The organism is Okeania sp. SIO2C9, assembly GCF_010672455.1.
GTDB lineage: Bacteria > Cyanobacteriota > Cyanobacteriia > Cyanobacteriales > Microcoleaceae > Okeania.
Genome location: NZ_JAAHGO010000007.1, coordinates 309,356 through 327,971 on the forward strand (window position 1 = coordinate 309,356; position 18,616 = coordinate 327,971).

The following is an 18,616-nucleotide window of genomic DNA, read 5'->3' on the forward strand; positions in this document are numbered from 1 at the left end:
TAATTCCCCTAACTCCTAACTCCTAACTCCTGACTCCTACCCTCACCCATAAGACTTTTTGAGCAAACCCTAAATATAAAATATCGCAAATTTCCGCCGATAAGGGAGTTTGATAATTTCGGAAAATTAAATTACACAGAAGTTTTACGCCATCGCTCAAATATTAACTATCTTGTAAATTGCCTAACAAATTTATTACCTTCTGGATTTGATATTGAACATTTACGAGAATCACTTTTATCTGGAGTAAATTCTTGTCTAATTGGCGAAGTAACTGAAGAAACCTATAGTGATCGTCATTCTATTTTTTCTTCCTCTGCTGGAGTTGAAGAAGTCGCAAATATCATTTTAACGATTATAAAAAGTGCTGATTTGGAAAACAAAACACTAGGAAAAAAGTTAGATGAAGTGCGGGATGTTTTTTCTCAAAATCCAAAATACTTCGTTAAGACTGAAACATTAGAATATATCACTAGACTAATCACCTCCGTACGAAATGATATTGCTCATCCTTCTTCAGAAAATAGTTATTCAAAGGATATAATAGCTATTCAATCTCGCTTGTCTTCTCAATTAGCATTTGCATTTATACAATTTACGACTAAAACACTAAGTTCTTTTCTAGATAAAAATGGTCAACTTGTAAATGTTCAAATTCTAGAAACCCCAGCAGATAAAAATCAGACAATTTTTTATTTCGGGTTCGATGGTGATTCTACTGACTACTATTTAGAAATGGCGTTTGAAAAATCAAATGAAGACGAAGTAAGACAACGAAGTCAGATATTACATGAAGTTATTGGGGAGTTGAAAAAGTTAATCTACAAAGCAACAAAAGATAACAAAAGTGTACTTTTTGCAGAAGGAGACAATATTCTATTTAAAGCATCTTATCAGGCAATATCATTTCTCTGTAACAATGCGCTTAATAATTGTTGCTCAGACCTTATTAAACGGACTATTCTAATCTTTGATATTAAGTGCAACTTCATGGATAAATGGTATAAGTTTACTAAACAATTTACAGAGAATTTACAAAGAGAGAACTGGATTAACTGGCACTATAGGATATGTTCATTAATGGATAATTGATAATGGATAATTGATAATTACCTCTGGTTAAAACCGCTCTTGATTGAATATAAGGAATATTGTCTTTTTTTTCCTCTTAAAAGGGGAGGCTTTAAACCAGAATTATTTAATTATTAATTATTAATTATTCGGTAAAACATTACCTGAAGTTGCTTTAGCAATGCGTCTATCTAAAGCTAAAGGTGGAGGTAAAATTATGGGTATAGCTTTAAAAAATTAGAAATAGAGAATTAGCAAAAATTAATTACAGTCTAAAGTTTTCTAATTAATCTAATGTCAAGTAGCGAGTGTATTGTAATTCAAAATTTTGACATTTTTATCTAACTATTTCCTATATAACAATCCTAAATAGGTTGTGAAAAATTGAATTAGGGCTTCTTGATTAAATATCAAAGCATTTATAGACAAAGATTTGAGAATTTTTAGGTCGAAAAAAGTGCGCTTGTTTCAGTCTAAAATGCTCAAAAAATTAGGATTTTGGGAGGATTATGGCAGAAAAGTCAAGGTACGATTCTTCTGACTACTTCTTCTATAATTCCCATTCCTCCTGACTTCACCGATTCTGGATTCTGGCTCCTACCCTTACCAAAAAACTTTATTCAGCAAACCCTAATTATAATTAATAGCCATTAGACATCTCTAAAAAAATATAAATATATAGAATTTTTGTAAGAGTAGAGAAAAAGGAACAGGGAATAGGGAATAAATTTTCAATCCAAAGATAGGAAAAATGATTTTGTAAGTGAATTTTACAACTTTACCTTATGTTAAATAAAGAGCAAGTTTATTTTCTGTAGATATCTATTAAAAATCCTTTATATTCTGACTCGCTGACTCCAGCAATTCTTACTCCTAACCAACACTAAAATATTACAAATGAAATTAGGATGACTATATAACTATGGAAAAACAACCAACCTCTAAAAAACGCGCCGATGCTTTAGATGCTTTGCGTGGATTTGCTATTTTAATGATGGTATTATCTGGCATAATTCCTCGTGATGGAACATTACCTGCTTGGATGTATCATGCTCAAACACCGCCACCAAATTATGTATTTAATCCTAATATTCCTGGACTGACTTGGGTAGATATTGTTTTTCCAATTTTCTTATTTGCAATGGGAGCATCTATACCCCTAGCTTTATCTCGATTAATAAATAAAGGATGGCGATACATTTCAATATTTTTATTCATCCTGAAAAGAGGTTTTTTACTAGGCACATTTGCTATAGTGCTTCAACATTTTCGACCGCACATTATTAATAATGCAGAGGAAATTCCCGAAAAGTGGAAACTTGCTTTATTGGGATTTTTAATCCTCTTTTTAATGTTCAGTCGTTTACCTAAAATTTTCCCCAAGTTTCTAAATCAATTTATTAGTATAGCTGGGTGGAGTATATGTATTTTAGTTCTGAGTAGATTAACATATCCAGATGGTAGTAACTTTTCATTAGAACGTAGTGATATTATTCTCATCGTTTTAACTAATATGGCAGTTTTTGGTTCGATAATTTGGTTATTTACTAAATCTAATTGGTGGTTACGTTTAGGATTATTGGGAATATTATTAGGACTAAGATTTTCTGCTGCTGATGATGGATGGGTAAAATATTTTTGGTTTAACTCTCCTTTACCTTGGATTTTTAGATTTGATTATTTAAAGTACTTATTTATTGTTATTCCAGGTACTATTGGCGGAGATTTAATTTTAAAATGGATGAGAAATAATGAAAGTAGCGATCGCAATTCAAACTTAGAAAAATGGCCAGCTAGTCGTTTTTTTATTATTGCAGTATTAATGCTAACTATTGACTTGGTGTTATTGATTGGGTTACAATCTAGGCTTGTTTTAGAAACGAGTTTAATAAGTGGAGTTTTATGTGCTTCTGGTTGGTTATTATTCCAGCAACCAAGTAATCAGATAGAAAGTTTACTCAATAAACTTTATAGTTGGGGGATTTATTGGCTAGCATTAGGATTAGCTTTTGAGCCTTTTCAAGGTGGAGTTAAAAAAGACAGTGCTACCCTAAGTTACTTTTTCATTACCACAGGAATGTCTATTTTTTTGTTAATTCTATTCACTGTTGTTAGAGATTATTTTCAGCAGAAAAATATTCTCAAATTATTTATCTATAATGGTCAAAATCCAATGATAGCTTATGTGGTTTTTGGTAACTTACTCTTACCTATCTTAAAATTAACTGGATGGTATGAAGAAATTACACAAATGACTCAAACCACAAATTTAGGATTATTTACGGGATTTATTTATACATTCATAGTGGCATTAATCGTAAGTATTTTTAGCAAATCCAAGCTTTTTTGGAGGACTTAAAAACAGCATTGAAGAAGGCAGAAGGCAGAAGGCAAAATTGCTTAAGACAGAGAATTTTTTTTCCTACTGTGCCCTGCTGTAGTGAAAGCCTTAAAGCTAATATTAAAATATAGATAATGATGAAACTAATTCATTTATCTCCGTCGAGCTACGTTCAATAATGAATAATTAATAATGAATAATTAATAATTACCTCTCCTTGAAAAGAAGAGGATTGACTCAAAAGAAAATTTTTATTTATTATCCCCTTAAAAGGGGAGGCGCATACCCACAATTTTTCGGTAAATTCAAAATTGAATCTTAATTCTATGCAGCTTCATTTTAATTGGATATTAGAATATTACTACTTGTACAGTACTATAGGATTTATCAAGTTACTGAGGTACAGTTATTTTTCTTTTTTTTTATCCCCTATTCCCTACTCCCTAAAGCAAAGGAATTTTGTACTTCACTCTTCTTGGGAATTGCTATACCAATATTTATTAATAAAAGAAGGAGGATTTGATGAGTAGTATAATTCCTGTTATTTTTGTATGGTTTATAGCACTATTTGGAGCTTGTTTAGGTATTGTTATTGGAGGTACTATTGGGGGAATTGTTGGTGCAATTACCAACTTAATCACTAAATTTAGATGCACGATGAGAATATTCAATGCAGCAACTTTTACTTCACTTTTGAGTACCTTCATTTTTCTCGTTGTAGCTCATCAAAAAATTCAACCTTTAAATTGTGCGGATGGTTTAGATGGACTGTATGCTTGTTTCAGTCCACTACTTATCCCATTTTGGGGAGCAATTATTGGAGGAATATTTGGCTCATTTGTAGGAGTTATCATGGAAATATATACTAAATCTAATAGTTAAATTCAAGAGTGTATTGAAATATCTCGTATTGATTTTGGATAAATTAGTTTTAATATCAAGTCTGATTAGTTAGCAATAATAAAAATATTTTCTCTGATAAATTTCTGCCTGTTGCCTATTCCCTATTCCCTATTCCCTATTCCCTATTCCCTATTCCCTATTCCCTATTCCCTATTCCCTAATCTTAACAAACATAATTAATTCTATGAGCAATAACACAATCTCGTCCCTGTTCTTTTGCTTGATAAAGTGCCTGATCGGCATCTATTAATAATGTACGAGCAGATAATTGTAACGTAGGAATTACGCTACTTACTCCTAAACTTACAGTTACATAAGGACTTACTTTTGAACAAGCATGAGGTATTTCAAGCCTTTTGATTTCTCTCCTAATTAATTCTGCTCTTCGTAAAGCTTCCTCAATATTTGTATTTGGTAATATAACTCCAAATTCTTCGCCACCATAACGACAGACTAAATCTGTAGAAAATTTAGCTACCTTGCTAATAGCTTGAGCAACTTTTTTGAGGCATTGGTCTCCCTCTGGATGCCCATAACAATCATTATAATATTTGAAATAATCCACATCACAAAGGATGAGAGATAAATATTTTTTTTCTTGTCTAAGTTGCTCCCATTTTTGATGAAAATATTCATCAAATGTACGACGATTAGCTAGAGAAGTTAAACTATCAAAACTGGCAATTCGTTTTAAATCTTGGTTTGCTTTTTTAAGAGCTATCTCAGATTTTTTCCGTTGAATTAATCCACCTAACTGAGTTGCCACAGCATTAACTAACTGTATAGAATTTTGATCTAATGTTTGAGAAAATTTCTGGAAAAATACTAAGATAGCTAAAACCTGTTGCTCTAGAATAATCGGTATTCCTAAAGCAGATTTAATACCTATTTTTTCAGCAATTTGAAAACCAATCAAAACCGATTCTTTTTCCAGATAAATATCTTTGACCCATTCTGTTTGCTGAGAATTCCACACCCTTTGTAGTAAGCTTTGTTGAGAGTTAAAGGTAATAATCTGATGCTGTTGTCGAAATTTTAGAGCTGCGGGTAAAGTACCATTATTACTATTACTAGAATACCATCCTCTACTAAATTTGAGCATTGTAGCTTCTGGGTCAGGAATCCATGCTTCTCCAAAATCCCAATTCATTGTTTGACAAACTTCTGCTAAAGTTAATTCTAATGCTGATTCAATATCAGATGCTTCACTAATAGCATGAGTCACTTTTAATAATAGTTGTAATAAAGCATTTTGTTGTTGTAATTGCTGCTGTAGCGATCGAAGACGTAATTGGTTTTCAATTCTGGCTAAAATTTCAATTAATTCAAATGGTTTTGTAATATAATCTACTCCACCCACAGTAAAAGCTTTAACTTTATCCATCGCTCTATCCAAAGCAGAGATAAAAACTATAGGGATATTAGCAGTTTGTTTATCTATCTTGAGACATTCACAAATTTGATAGCCATCCATTTCTGGCATTTTAACTTCTAATAAAATCAGGTCTGGCAGATCAAAATAAATATTTTCTAGAGCTTCTTTTCCACTGGTGGCAATTTGCACTTTATACCCTTGTACAGATAACAACTCAGTCAACAGCTTTAAACTTTTAGGATTATCGTTAATAATTAAGATACTTTCTCTAAGTATAGAATTTTGTTGTTGATACATGATTGAGTTGCGGTAGAGTAAATATGGTTACCAATGGATAATTGACAATTGATAATTAATTAATTAATCTTTAAGGTCTCTTCTTTTGAAGAATAAAAAATTTAACAATTTCTTCGGTTGTATCAATCCTCTTCCTAAAATGAGGGAGATAATTATTAATTATTGAATATTTGGTGTAGCTATTGGCCAAATTTAAGAAAATTAAATTTGTGTCATATTTAGGAGGGTATAGAGTTGTCATATTAACTCTGTCAAATAATAATTAATAGCTGTTTAATTGAATTTCATCTACTCTCTTAAGGAAGCTACAAGCATTTTTTGTAACATGTACCCTGAAGTGTTTTAAACATAGCAGTTTTCAGTTTAGTGAGGTACTACCAGTTTTTCTTCTTTTCTGTTCCTATATCTGGTGGTCTCTAAAACCTGAATTTTTGCACCCCATCAGTATAAAAATTGCTATCTTCATGTATAACATAACTTTAATATAAAAATATTTAACTTTAATTAATATAGCATTTTCATTTGAGTGGTGAAAATACTTTTGAGGAAAAAGCAACAAGGAATCAAGCAGATCGAGATTTTTGATTGTGGAATTAAAGATACAGCCATTTTTGCCAATTTTATATGAATGATTTGTATTAGATTCAGAAAATTCTAAAATCAGCTTTCATATAGTTGATTGATTACTAATTTTTGGTTAGAGGACATCAGTATAAGAGGATGAAAATAGGGCTTAATTTTTTACTTTATTAACTTTTTTAACTGTCAGCTTAACAAGTATAGCATTTTTAATACTGATGAGGTAGCCTTGCCTTAGCAATATCCTGAATGCTAATTAGTTATGTAGCAGTAAATAATTTCCGACTGCTATATGAATTTATATTGATTTAGTTAATCATTTTTTCAATCTAATAATTGACTTTTATTTATTATTTATCAATACTGAGCTACAACACAAGTTGATTTGGAAGCTGACTTTGGTGAAACTAAAGCAACTACATGAGGAACAGGATGTGGAGTATACCTGACTAAAGATTTACCTTCATAAACTAGAGACGTACTAGCTCCAGAATCTAACATAACTGCATCCCGAAATCTTACTTGTGCTAAAAGTTGAGCAAGTTTAACGGAACCAACTCTTTGATAGGATACGCCAATAATAGGTTAACCACTACGATGAATGCCCCAAAATGCTCGGTGACGAGGTTCATTAAACTTGAATAGTTCACCAAAAGTTTCTGCTGGTTGTGGTTGATAATTTCTCACTAAAAATGCAGCTCCCACAAAAGCATCTGTAAAATTTTGCATCTCTGCTTTTATGCCTTTGATTGTATTGTGATTTTCGGGATTAAAAGGAATAAAATTTACTTGAGCATTACTAATTAATACTAGCGGACTATTCTTTAATTTATTATTGTCATAGCTATCTCCAGGCACAAATTTTTTTGTATTCTGACTAAAAATCGAACCAATTACTTCGTTATAATCTAGTTTTTCCAGAGAAAAAAATACTCCATCTACTCCAGCGATCGCCTGATGTTTTGCCAGAATATCTTTGACTTGATACCGACTATCTGCATGAATAGTTATTGGTTTTCCTCCAGAAATTAAAATTAATGGAATTCCTTGAAGAGTTATTTCATTTTTGATAATTTGACCAGTAAAATCAAACCCAAATTTCCAGGGAGGTAATTGTAATCCACCAAAAGTTTTTGCAATTGCCTTTTTTAATCCTGATTGACCAAAGCGGTCTATTGCCAATAAACTTTTTGATTTATTGCTAAAGATATTTCTATTATTTTCCATTGTTAGTGCTGCTTCATATCCCCCTACTTTTACCCAAGCACTAACACGCTCATCATATTTACCTTCTGGATAAGTAAAATAGTTAATTTTTATTCCTAATTTTTTCTCTAAAATTTGCTTTGATTTGAAAATTTCTGCTTGTAGTTCTCGGTCAGATAATTTAGTTAAATCTTTGGGATGAGTAACACTATGGGAAGCAATTGTGACTAATGGATTTTTTGCCATTTCTTGCAATTGTGACCAACTGAGAGTAGAACGACCAACTATTTTGCCTTCTACTTTGTCTGTATATACTGAGAAAACTGCTGGATAATTATATTTTTTGAGTAGGGGATAAACTATTTCATAATGACCAATATATCCGTCATCAAATGTCAGAACTATTGGTTTTTCTGGTAATGCTTCTCCTGTGCGTAAATGCTGAATTAGTTGGTCTAAACTAATGGGTGTTACTCCACTTTCTTGAATTAATTCAAGATGCTTTTCAAATTGTTTTACTGTGACATCAAAAGAAACTTTTTTCTTGGGCAAAATATCGTGATACATCATTACAGGAACTTTCCCTAATCTTGCTCGTTCGTGAATTATCGGCCAAGGATTGGGTATAGTATTAGCAGCAACAATTGTTTGTTCTCCCAGTGTTGTAATTAAGTTAGCTAATCCCATTTCTGGATTCGTCATCCAGTTAGAAATAGTTAGTAACTTATTTACTGAATTATCGACTGATATTTCTGATAATTGAATATTGTCATTGTTGCAAAATTGAAGAGATTTTAAATTAGAAGTAGTTTGAGCAACTATTGGTTCTGAAAATATTCCGATTAATAGAGTTAAACTCAGATATAAACTGAATCGATTGTGATTTTTAGCCATTTTTAATATTTTTTTTAAGGAACAGAAAAAGCAAATTATCAAGAAAGGCAGAAGGCAAGAGGCAGGAGGCAGAAGGGAGAAGGCAGAAGAGAATTCTGACTCCAGCTCTCGCTGCCCGTGACCGAAGGGAACAAGGGAATTAAACCCAAAATAAAAAGATAAAAAATGACAATCTAGTTTGAATTCATCTAGATATTTGAAAAATACCAATAAAAAGAATAGCAAGATTTTTTAGACAGTTTATCAATACTTTTATTTGTTTTAATCAATGTATAACAGCCAACAAAAATAGGAATTAAGTGTTTAAAAAAAAGTTAACAATAGATTAATAATTTTTGATATTTCACCGAAAAATTTGGGTAGTTACGCCTCCTCTTTTAAGAGGATAAAAAGCCCTCAAGCGATGGCGAGTTATCCTCCCCATATCTAATGGACTAAGAGAAAAGAAGATTCCGTATTTTCTTACCTCCTTATTGCAGAGGTACTGGTAACTGATAACTGATAACTGAAATTACACCAGCCTCATCAAACCTTTACCTAAAGTTGAGATATAATTAACCTAATTAATTGTAATTCGTAAGCATTTAGCTGTTAGTTCTTATCAGGGAGTCTTAATAAATATAGACTGTTTCAGCCAGCTTTTATAGTAAGTATAAATTCTGGCTCAATTAGTAAAGTTTTTATCTAAAACTAAAAGCCATAGCTGATAGCTGATAGCTGACTGCTGTTTGCGCAGCATTCCGGAGGAAATGCTTACTATAATTGTGGAGAAAAAAAATGAAATTTAACCGTCGTTATTTCCTAATTTCTCTCGGCAGTGCATTAGGATTAGCTTTTAATTCTTGCAAAAATTTCCAGCAAACCCAGACTACAAACGCCGAAAATTTTAACTCTCAAATTCCCGCAAATCAGACTATTTCTCCCTCATAAATATCAACTCCATCAACACCAGCTCCTCCAGGAATGTTTGCACCAAAACGAGGAGATATTCGACTCGTAGTTATCAGTGATTTAAACAGTAGTTATGGCTCCACAACTTACCAACCACAAGTAGAAAAAACTATTCCTTTAATACCTGAATGGCAACCAGATTTCGTGCTTTGTGCAGGTGATACGATCGCCGGACAAAAACAGTCACTTACTGAAGAAAATATTCAAGCTATGTGGGATGGTTTTGACCGTTATATTGCCACACGATTACGTCAAAGAAAACAACCTTTTGCTATTACTATTGGCAATCATGATGCTTCAGGTTATTTCAAAAAATCTGGGGATGGATATAAATATGAAAAAGAGCGCAGACAAGCACAACTTTATTGGAGCAAACATCAAAATGATTTAAACATAAATTTTCTAGAAGCAGATGGATTTCCTTTTTATTACAGCTTTCTCCATAAAGAAATTTTTTATTTAATTTGGGATGCTTCTATGCTTCGGATTCCTAAACAACAATTAGAATGGGTAGAAAAAAGTCTCGCAAGTAGTCAAGCACAAACAGCAAAAATGCGAATTGTCATGGGGCATTTACCTTTTTATGCTGTTGCTCCTACTAAAAATAAAATGGGTGATGTTTTAGCGAAAGCTGATGAGTTACGAACTATGCTAGAAAAGTATAATGTTCACCTATATATTAGCGGTCATCATCATGCTTATTTTCCTGGTTATAAAGGTAATTTGAAGTTGCTTTATTCTGGTGCTTTAGGTAGCGGTCCGCGTACTTTAATTGGTAGTAAGTTATCTCCCAGAAATACTTTGACAGTTGTTGATATTAATCTAGAGCAAAATAAGAGTTTTTACACAACCTATGACATGAATACTTTAGCAGTGGTTAATCCACAGGAGTTACCAGAAAAAATTACAGGTTTAAATGGTTGGGTTTTACGAGAAAAAGAAGTAATGTTGCCTAGTTAAAAAAATTGGGATAATCTGACATACTGTCTATCGAGGTAATTTAAAATTACTTGATTCTAGAGCTTTAGGTGGGGTCCTGCTGTTGATATTAATTTAGAGGAAAACAAGAGTTTTTATGCTACCTATGATCTGAAGACTTTAGTAGTGGTTAACCTACAGAAATTACCAGAAAAAATTACAGGTTTAAATGGTTGGGTTTTGCCGGAAAAAGAAACAATGTTGCCTAGTTAGAAAAAATCAGGAGAATCTAAACACACTGTCTATCGAGGTAATTTAAATTACTTACTCTGGTGTTTCAGATAGGAGTCTGCATAATTTAATTAGTACTAACTTATCTCCCAGAAATACTTTAACAGTTCTTGATATTAATTTATGGCAAAACAAGAGTTTCTACATAACAGGTTCCGAACATTTTAGCAGCGGTTAACCCACAGGAGTTACCAGAAAAAATTACAGGTTTAAATGGTTGGGTTTTACGGGAAAAATCAGCAATGTTGCCTAGTTAGAAAAAATCAGGAAAATCTAACACACTGTCTATCGAGGTAATTTAAAATTACTTGTTCTAGAGCTTCAGGTAGAAGTCTGCATAATTTAATTAGTACTAACTTATCTCCCAGAAATACTTTGACAGTTATTGATATTAATCTAGAGCAAACCCAGAGTTTCTACACAACAGGTTCTGGAGACTTTAGCAGTGGTTAACCTACAGGAGTTATCAGAAAAAATTACAGGTTTAAATGGTTGGGTCTTGCGAGAAAAATAAACAATGTTGCCTAGTTAGAAAAAATCAGGAAAATCTAAACACACTGTCTATCGAGGTAATTTAAATTACTTGCTCTGGTGCTTCAGGTAGGATTCTGCGTAATTTAATTAGCACTAACTTATCTCCCAGAAATACTTTAACAGTTCTTGATATTAATTTAGGGCAAAACAAGAGTTTTACCGAATAATTAAGGTAAAAAAGCTTTTATGTAAAGAAGAAATAAATCCCAAAAATCCCCTTCGTCAATCCTATCGGTTTTTAGGAGAAGTAATTATCTTTTTCTTTATGAGTTTAATATCCCACCTGAAAGGGTGTCTATAAACCCCAATCAATTGTAGACACAAAGTGGTTTGTCGAAGACTATTCCCATTCACTTTTGCCTTCTTCCTTCTCTCCTAGATAACTAAAGCCTTATTACTTTTTACTTCTTCTTTCTTATACCAATTAACTTTAGGAATGTCACAAATAGTTTCCAAGTTTAAATTTCAAATAATTGCCCGAAACTATCGTCTTATCAAAGTTTTTAGTCGATCAAATCTAACTTATAACCTCAGCATTCAGCCATTAGCGGTCAGCTTTCCTCCTCCGGAGGAACTACGTTAACAGGAATTAATAGTTTGAGGATTTGAGTAATATTGAGTTTGAGTCGTGAGCAAGTAGCTAATTTATTTCATAATTTTAATTCTGTTAAATATTTCAATTCTGATTCCTCAAAAAAGCGCAATTAAGTTAATAGCTGATGCCTGTATAGCTGACACCTGAATCCTTACCGAATTATTAATAATTAATAATTAATAATTAAATAATTATGGTTTAAAGCCTCCCCTTTTAAGGGGAAAAAAGCGGTCGAGGGATGGCGAGGTCTCGGAGCCATATCCAATCGACTCCTGTGAAGAAATCAGATCTCCTTATATTCAATCAAGAGCGGTTTTAACCAGAGGTAATTATCAATTAATGAACTTCTAACTTCTGCCTTCTGCCTTCTTCAATAACTGTTAAAACTACCTATGAGCAGTAGTTAATTCACAGGAATTACCAAAAAAAATTACAGGTTTAAATATAGTAATCCTAAATTGGTTGTGAAAATTTTTATAATAGTTAATTTGAACTGAAAACATTAGTAAATTCTAACTCCTGACTCCTGACTCGTAAGCATTCAGCCGTCAGCTATCAGCTATCAGCTATTGCTTTTAGTCTAGGATCAAAGCAATATTTAATTGTCTTACTACAAAAGTTGACTCCTTTACCCTTAAAGTCAGTTGTTAATTTAAATACTGTCCTTAAGGAGACATTCTTGTTGCTGATAGCTGACAGCTAATAGCTGAATGCTTACCCTGACTCCTGACTCCTAACTCCTAACTGCCACCAAAATATTACAACTTAAATAGGATTGCTATAGTTAGGTTTTGCGGAAAAAAGAAACAATGTTGTCTAATTAACAAAAATCAGGATAATCTGACATACTGTCTGTTGTAAATCATTTTTGGCAATCTATTATGGCAACAATTAACGATAATTACCTCAAACTTAAAGCAGGTTATCTCTTTCCAGAAATCGCCCGTCGAGTAAATACCTTCGCTGAAGCTCACCCAGAGGCCAAAATTATTAAACTAGGTATTGGGGACGTCACCGAACCCCTGCCAGAAGCTTGTCGTCAGGCCATTATTAAAGCTGTAGAAGAAATGGGCGATCGCTCAACTTTTAAAGGTTATGGCCCAGAGCAAGGTTATGGTTGGTTGCGAGAGAAAATTGCGGCTGAAGATTTCCAAGCTAGGGGATGTGATATTGATGCCTCGGAAATATTTATTTCTGATGGATCTAAGTGCGACACTGGTAATATTCTCGACATTTTTGGTCACGATAATACTATTGCAGTTACTGACCCAGTTTATCCGGTGTATGTGGATACTAATGTAATGGCAGGTAATACTGGAGATGTGAATGAGAAAGGAGAATATGAGGGTTTAGTTTATTTACCCATTACCGCAGAAAATAATTTTACTGCTGAACTTCCCACTCAAAAAGTAGATTTGATTTATCTGTGTTTCCCGAATAACCCTACTGGTGCCACTGCCACAAAAGAATATCTCCAGACTTGGGTAAATTATGCAAAAGCAAATAATGCGATTATTTTATTCGATGCTGCTTACGAAGCATTTATTACTGATGCAAGTCTTCCCCACTCCATTTATGAAATAGAAGGAGCAAGAGAATGCGCGATCGAATTTCGCTCCTTTTCTAAGAATGCTGGTTTTACAGGTACTCGTTGTGCGCTTACTGTTATACCCAAAACTCTCAAGGGGAAAGCTGCTGATGGTAGCGATGTAGAATTATGGAAGTTGTGGAACCGCCGTCATTGCACAAAATTTAATGGAGTTTCTTATATTGTGCAGCGTGGTGCGGAGGCAGTTTACTCCGATGAAGGGAAAGCACAGGTGAAGGGGTTGATCGAATTTTATTTAGAGAATGCCAAAATTATTTGTTCCCAGTTACAAGCGGCAGGGTTAACTGTTTATGGTGGTGTGAATGCGCCTTATGTTTGGGTGCAGACTCCTACAGGTTTGTCTAGTTGGGATTTTTTCGATAAACTGTTGCACAACTGTAATGTTGTCGGTACTCCCGGTTCAGGTTTCGGTGCAGCAGGTGAAGGTTACTTCCGAATTTCCGCTTTTAATAGTCGGGAAAATGTGAATGAGGCGATGAAACGGATAACTGAGAAATTTAAAGTTTAGGTAGGCGATCGCTAAAATCAGTATTAGTAGGATGGGCAAATCTTCAGTTATGGAAAATATTTCTAACTGAAGCAACATTTGCCTACCTATTTGTCAATCAAATGGAAAAACTATATGTCTTTTAGTAACTATAAAAGTATTAGTGCAGTTATCCAAGAATTTCAAATTACCTACATTGAATCTGATTTTATTTTAGAGACAGAATTTAGCATTCCTGAATATTTCAGAAATGATATAGAAATAGTTATGCGGGAAGGAATAGTTGATAATTCAAAATTTGCTATCTGTGAAAATTTAATTTATCCAGTTTTAAAAGAAGTCTGGAAATCTTATTGTAGTAAGTTGATTTTGTGGAGTCATCAGTCGCTGATTTATAACGATAATCTTGCGGATTTTCCAGAATATATTCTAGCGAAACGTTCTCCACTAGGAAAAGTTGTCTTTGACAAACCTTATTTACTTTTAGTAGAAGCAAAACAAGATAAATTTGAGGAAGGATGGGGACAATGTTTGGCAGAAATGGTAGCTGCTCAAAAATTAAATGAAAACCCAGAGATGATAGTTTTTGGGATTGTTTCAAATGGCAAAATTTGGCAATTTGGTAAACTACAAGCAAATATTTTTACCAAAAATATGACTTTTTATTCTTTTCAAGACTTAGACCAATTATTTGCCGTGGTTAACTATATTTTTCAACAATGTGAACTACAGCTAGTGCCGCTACGCGGAAGTTAAAAGTCAAAAGTTAAAAGCGAGTGTGTAATTCTGAGGTTTCCTCAGAATGTAAGACACACTCAAGACAGTCAAAAGTTAAAAGTCAATCATTTTTTATTTGTAATTGTTTGAGGATTTTGTAATAGAAACTTGAAAAAATAATGTTACAAATAATAAGCAGTATTAAAATAATTTGTAGGAAATATATATTGGACTAAAAAGATAAATTACTACACAATAAATGGTATTAAACCTATTCATTCTGACTCCTGACTCCTGACTCCTAAGCAGTAACCTAAATATTTGTAGCAAAGATTTATCAAACTGGTATAACTGGTCAGTTATTTCTACTATCCTGCACTAGATTCTCAAGTCTCTGTTTAATATTTTATTTAACAAGAATCAAACTTTTCCTAGGAAACCAAGCCTAGTTGTGTAAATCCTGAGTTAGTATTAAAATAATAAGTATCTATAGCTTTGTTAAATTAAAAACAAACAGATAAAAGTATCATGATTAACCCCTTAGAAATAGCCAAATATTTCATTATGCGGGCTTATGAAGATGGTAGAGAAGCTGAAATAACCAATATGAAAGTACAAAAACTTCTCTACTATAGCCAATGCTTATATTTAGCTCTTAATGATGAACCTTTATTCGCCGATGAAATACAAGCTTGGCGATCTGGTCCTGTTTGTCCTCCTGCTTATAAATTTTACAGTAAATTTGAAGCCGAACAATTACCTATTCCAATTCAGGAAAATATGGCAAATTTAACCTCAGAAATCAAGCATATTTTAGAGGAAGTCTGGCAATATTTTGGCGAATATGATGCTTACGACTTAAGTGACTTAACACACTCAGAATCTCCTTGGAAAAAAGCCAGAAAAGATTTACCTAGTGATGCAAATTCAGACGAACCTATACTATTAGAAGATATGCGTTTATTAGGAGAAGAAAAACTTTTAGAAATTGAGAAAGAACATCCTCACTACACATCCATTGTTTCTTATGTTTTAAACACAGCAATAGAATCTAAGGAAGAACCAGAATATATTCAGCAAGGAGAAGTAAATGACTGGCTCAAATCTCTTCTTGATTAAGAAGAATACTAACTTTGAAAACAGTTTTAAAAAGTTAGTGAAAACCTATAAATCTAAGTCTGAAAAACAGAAGTTTACTCAGGATATTAGTATATACCTCAATAAACTAATCATTGACCCTTATCCTCCTCAAGCAAGGGCTGAACCTTTACCAAAAGGTCTTGAATTACCTGATGAATGTCAGTTTTATAAGTTACTTTTAACTATTGGTAAAGGTACATCAGGAAAAATCAGATTAATGTATTTAGTTTACGAGATGAAAAGAGTAATTAATCCTTTATGGATTTATAATCATCAACAATTTGAAAAACGACCTCCTGATCGAGATATTAAAGATGTTATTCAAGAAACTTTTGAGGAAAAATCTATTGACAGAGAAACTACTAAAAATGAAATAGTTGCTTGACTATTTTTGCTAAAAGTATTACTTATGAAACCATTAATATTAGATATTTTTTCCGGTGCAGGCGGTTTTAGTCTTGGTTTTAAATGGGCAGGTTGTCAAATTATTGGTGCTATAGAAATAGATAAATGGGCATCAGAAACTTTTGCTTATAATCATCCAGATGCAGTTGTTATCAATCAAGATATTACGAATATTACTAATAAGGATATAGCAGGGATTTGGAGTAATAATAAACCACAAATTGTGATAGGAGGTCCCCCTTGTCAAGGATATTCTATTTGTAATAAAAATTCTGGAGATCCTAAAGACCCTAGAAATAATCTTTTTAGAGAATTAATCAGAATAGCTGTAGTTTTTGAGCCAGAAATATTAATTATGGAAAATGTGCCTAACCTGATAAAAATTAGGACTCATTCTCAAACCAAAGTTATTGACATTATTGAAGAGGAGTTTAATAAGATTGGGTATCACGTCTACATAAAAATATTGGAAGCTACAGCATACGGCGTACCTCAAATCAGAAAACGTTTATTTATTGTTGCTTCAAAACGGGAACTAGAAAATCCTTTTCCCTTGCCAACTCATGGAATATTAACCAATCAGCAAATGTCTTTATTTGGAGAAAATTTAAAGTTCTGTCCGACATTATGGGATGCTATTTCTGACTTACCGACCTTGGAAGCTGGTGAAGGAAAAGAAGAGTCAAATTATTCCAAACAACCGTCGAATGAATATCAAAAATTGTTGAGAAATGGCAATAAAATTCTGTTTAATCACAAAGCAATGAATCACACTAAAAGAATGGTAGAAAGATTTGCCACAATGAGTTGGGGAAATTCTGGAAAAGATGCACCAAAACATTTACAACCGCGACAAAGAAACTCTACAAAAATATCTAAAAAAATCTACGACCAAAATAATAGAAGACTCCATCCAGATAAACCATGCCATACAATTCCAGCATCATTTTATGCTAATTTTGTTCATCCTTATCAACATAGAAATTTCACAGCTAGAGAAGGTGCAAGAATACAATCATTTCCAGATAGTTTGAAATTCATGGGTAAACCAACAGTTGTTAGTCTTAAAGAAGGAAGAAGGAAGAAAGAAGAAGGAAGAAGGAAGGAAGGAAGGAAGGAAGGAAGGAAGGAAGAAAAAGTGGATGGGGACTCAAACCCCAACCAATTGTAAGCACCCCCGTTTACCGTGGGGTATTAAACCCAAAAGAAAAAGATGAGCTACTATTGAGAGAAGGTCGTTTAGCAGAAAAACATTTATGTCAATACAATCAAATTGGAAACGCCGTTCCTCCTTTGTTAGCTAAAGCTATTGCCGATAATATATTAAAACAGTTTTCAATAATTTAGAATTTAGAATGCGCGAATTTAGAATTACCTCTCCTTGAAAACGGATAGGATTGACGAACAGGAAAATTTTTATTTATTATCCCCTTAAAAGGGAAGGCTTTAAACAACAATCTTTCGGTAAAATAGAGCTAAATAAGATGTATGTTTATGGTCATAATTTAGAGCAAAAGGAAAATCATAAAACGAAATATATAGACGAAGATTATCGGAGATATTTGAGAGAAATAAGAGAAAAATATAATGAGTGGAAATTGGCTGATGAAGGGCTAATTGCTCCATCAATTGAAACAACAAACCAAGATAGCGAATTATTGATAAAGCGAGTAGAATTTTTGAATAAATACAAAGATTTTCTAGAACAACAACACTATGCTGAAAAATTTGATTCTCGTTCAAATCTCCATTCATCTGTCTTGGAAGAATTTATGTATTACCTTTTCAAAGATTTAGTTAGTGAATTTTCATCACAAGCTTTAATTGGTAAGTCTCGTACTTTCAAAGATATATTTTTTCGGTCTGAAAATTATCAAGATATGCTCAATTATCCTCATGCTTTAATTGAGTTGAAAGATAATGATTTTGCCATAGGAGTGAGAATTCATGCCCAAATGAATTGTCAGGGTTCTCAAGAATTAGAAAGTCATATTTGGGATGTACCTGCTGTAGTTATAGAATGTAAAACTTATTTGGATAAAACTATGCTTCAAGACGCAGCAACAGCAGCAGAACAACTTAAGCATAGAAACTCTAATGCCATTTATATTTTAGTTGCAGAATGGCTAAAATTAACAGATGCCTTCAATAATTAATAATTAATAATTAATAATTACCTCTTCTTTTCAAGGAGAGGATTGACTAAAAGGAAAATTTTTTATTTTTTATCCTTTAAAGGAGAGGCTTTAAACCTTAATTATTAGGTAAATTTACGAAAATTCAAAATCGACCAAATATATGTA

The 18,616-nt window shown here is 32.7% G+C and carries 14 protein-coding genes; 11 read left to right on the forward strand and 3 right to left on the reverse strand.

Annotation, left to right across the window (positions count from 1 at the left end):
• Window positions 1-372 precede the first annotated feature (372 nt).
• The 3 genes from F6K23_RS07685 (at window position 373) to F6K23_RS07695 (ending at window position 4,294) form a co-directional block, all read left to right on the forward strand.
• Entirely contained in the window at window positions 373-1,092 is a 720-nt protein-coding gene (locus F6K23_RS07685; protein WP_293152892.1) for a hypothetical protein, read from the forward strand.
• Window positions 1,093-1,993: 901 nt separating this feature from the next.
• Window positions 1,994-3,430: a DUF5009 domain-containing protein gene (locus F6K23_RS07690; protein ID WP_293152895.1), complete on the forward strand. Its 1,437-nt coding sequence runs from the start codon at window positions 1,994-1,996 to the stop codon at window positions 3,428-3,430.
• Between the two features lie 504 nt (window positions 3,431-3,934).
• Complete coding sequence (locus F6K23_RS07695; RefSeq protein ID WP_293152898.1) at window positions 3,935-4,294, forward strand: hypothetical protein; 360 nt, start codon at window positions 3,935-3,937, stop codon at window positions 4,292-4,294.
• A 184-nt stretch (window positions 4,295-4,478) separates the two neighbouring features.
• On the opposite strand, the gene F6K23_RS07700 is transcribed toward F6K23_RS07695, so the two are convergent.
• The 3 genes from F6K23_RS07700 to F6K23_RS07710 form a co-directional block, all read right to left on the reverse strand.
• Window positions 4,479-5,987 (reverse strand): diguanylate cyclase domain-containing protein, encoded by a 1,509-nt coding sequence (locus F6K23_RS07700; RefSeq protein ID WP_293152901.1) that lies wholly within the window; start codon window positions 5,985-5,987, stop codon window positions 4,479-4,481.
• 936 nt (window positions 5,988-6,923) lie between these two features.
• On the reverse strand, window positions 6,924-7,067 hold the full coding sequence (locus F6K23_RS07705; RefSeq protein ID WP_293152904.1) for a hypothetical protein: 144 nt from the start codon (window positions 7,065-7,067) through the stop codon (window positions 6,924-6,926).
• Between the two features lie 84 nt (window positions 7,068-7,151).
• The gene (locus F6K23_RS07710) at window positions 7,152-8,666 is read right to left on the reverse strand and encodes a polysaccharide deacetylase family protein (protein WP_293152907.1); all 1,515 of its coding nucleotides are present in this window, start codon (window positions 8,664-8,666) and stop codon (window positions 7,152-7,154) included.
• A gap of 777 nt (window positions 8,667-9,443) precedes the next feature.
• Here F6K23_RS07710 and F6K23_RS07715 point away from each other — a divergent pair.
• From F6K23_RS07715 to F6K23_RS07750, 8 genes are all read left to right on the forward strand, one after another.
• Window positions 9,444-9,596, forward strand: coding sequence for a hypothetical protein (locus F6K23_RS07715; RefSeq protein WP_293152910.1), 153 nt, complete (start codon window positions 9,444-9,446; stop codon window positions 9,594-9,596).
• Between the two features lie 33 nt (window positions 9,597-9,629).
• Window positions 9,630-10,577 carry a metallophosphoesterase gene (locus F6K23_RS07720; RefSeq protein ID WP_293152913.1) on the forward strand — a complete coding sequence of 316 codons (948 nt, stop codon included), beginning with the start codon at window positions 9,630-9,632 and terminating at the stop codon, window positions 10,575-10,577.
• A gap of 2,259 nt (window positions 10,578-12,836) precedes the next feature.
• Window positions 12,837-14,072 carry an LL-diaminopimelate aminotransferase gene (locus F6K23_RS07725; RefSeq protein WP_293152916.1) on the forward strand — a complete coding sequence of 412 codons (1,236 nt, stop codon included), beginning with the start codon at window positions 12,837-12,839 and terminating at the stop codon, window positions 14,070-14,072.
• Window positions 14,073-14,186: 114 nt separating this feature from the next.
• Window positions 14,187-14,807, forward strand: a complete 621-nt coding sequence (locus F6K23_RS07730) for a hypothetical protein (RefSeq protein ID WP_293152919.1) — start codon at window positions 14,187-14,189, stop codon at window positions 14,805-14,807.
• 489 nt (window positions 14,808-15,296) lie between these two features.
• On the forward strand, window positions 15,297-15,887 hold the full coding sequence (locus F6K23_RS07735) for a Panacea domain-containing protein (protein WP_293152922.1): 591 nt from the start codon (window positions 15,297-15,299) through the stop codon (window positions 15,885-15,887).
• On the forward strand, window positions 15,859-16,293 hold the full coding sequence (locus tag F6K23_RS07740) for a hypothetical protein (RefSeq protein ID WP_293152925.1): 435 nt from the start codon (window positions 15,859-15,861) through the stop codon (window positions 16,291-16,293). The genes F6K23_RS07735 and F6K23_RS07740 overlap by 29 nt, the downstream gene beginning before the upstream one ends.
• A 24-nt stretch (window positions 16,294-16,317) precedes the next feature.
• Complete coding sequence (locus F6K23_RS07745) at window positions 16,318-17,484, forward strand: DNA cytosine methyltransferase (RefSeq protein ID WP_293152928.1); 1,167 nt, start codon at window positions 16,318-16,320, stop codon at window positions 17,482-17,484.
• A gap of 313 nt (window positions 17,485-17,797) precedes the next feature.
• Complete coding sequence (locus F6K23_RS07750; RefSeq protein ID WP_367267652.1) at window positions 17,798-18,469, forward strand: Bpu10I family restriction endonuclease; 672 nt, start codon at window positions 17,798-17,800, stop codon at window positions 18,467-18,469.
• Window positions 18,470-18,616: the final 147 nt, after the last annotated feature.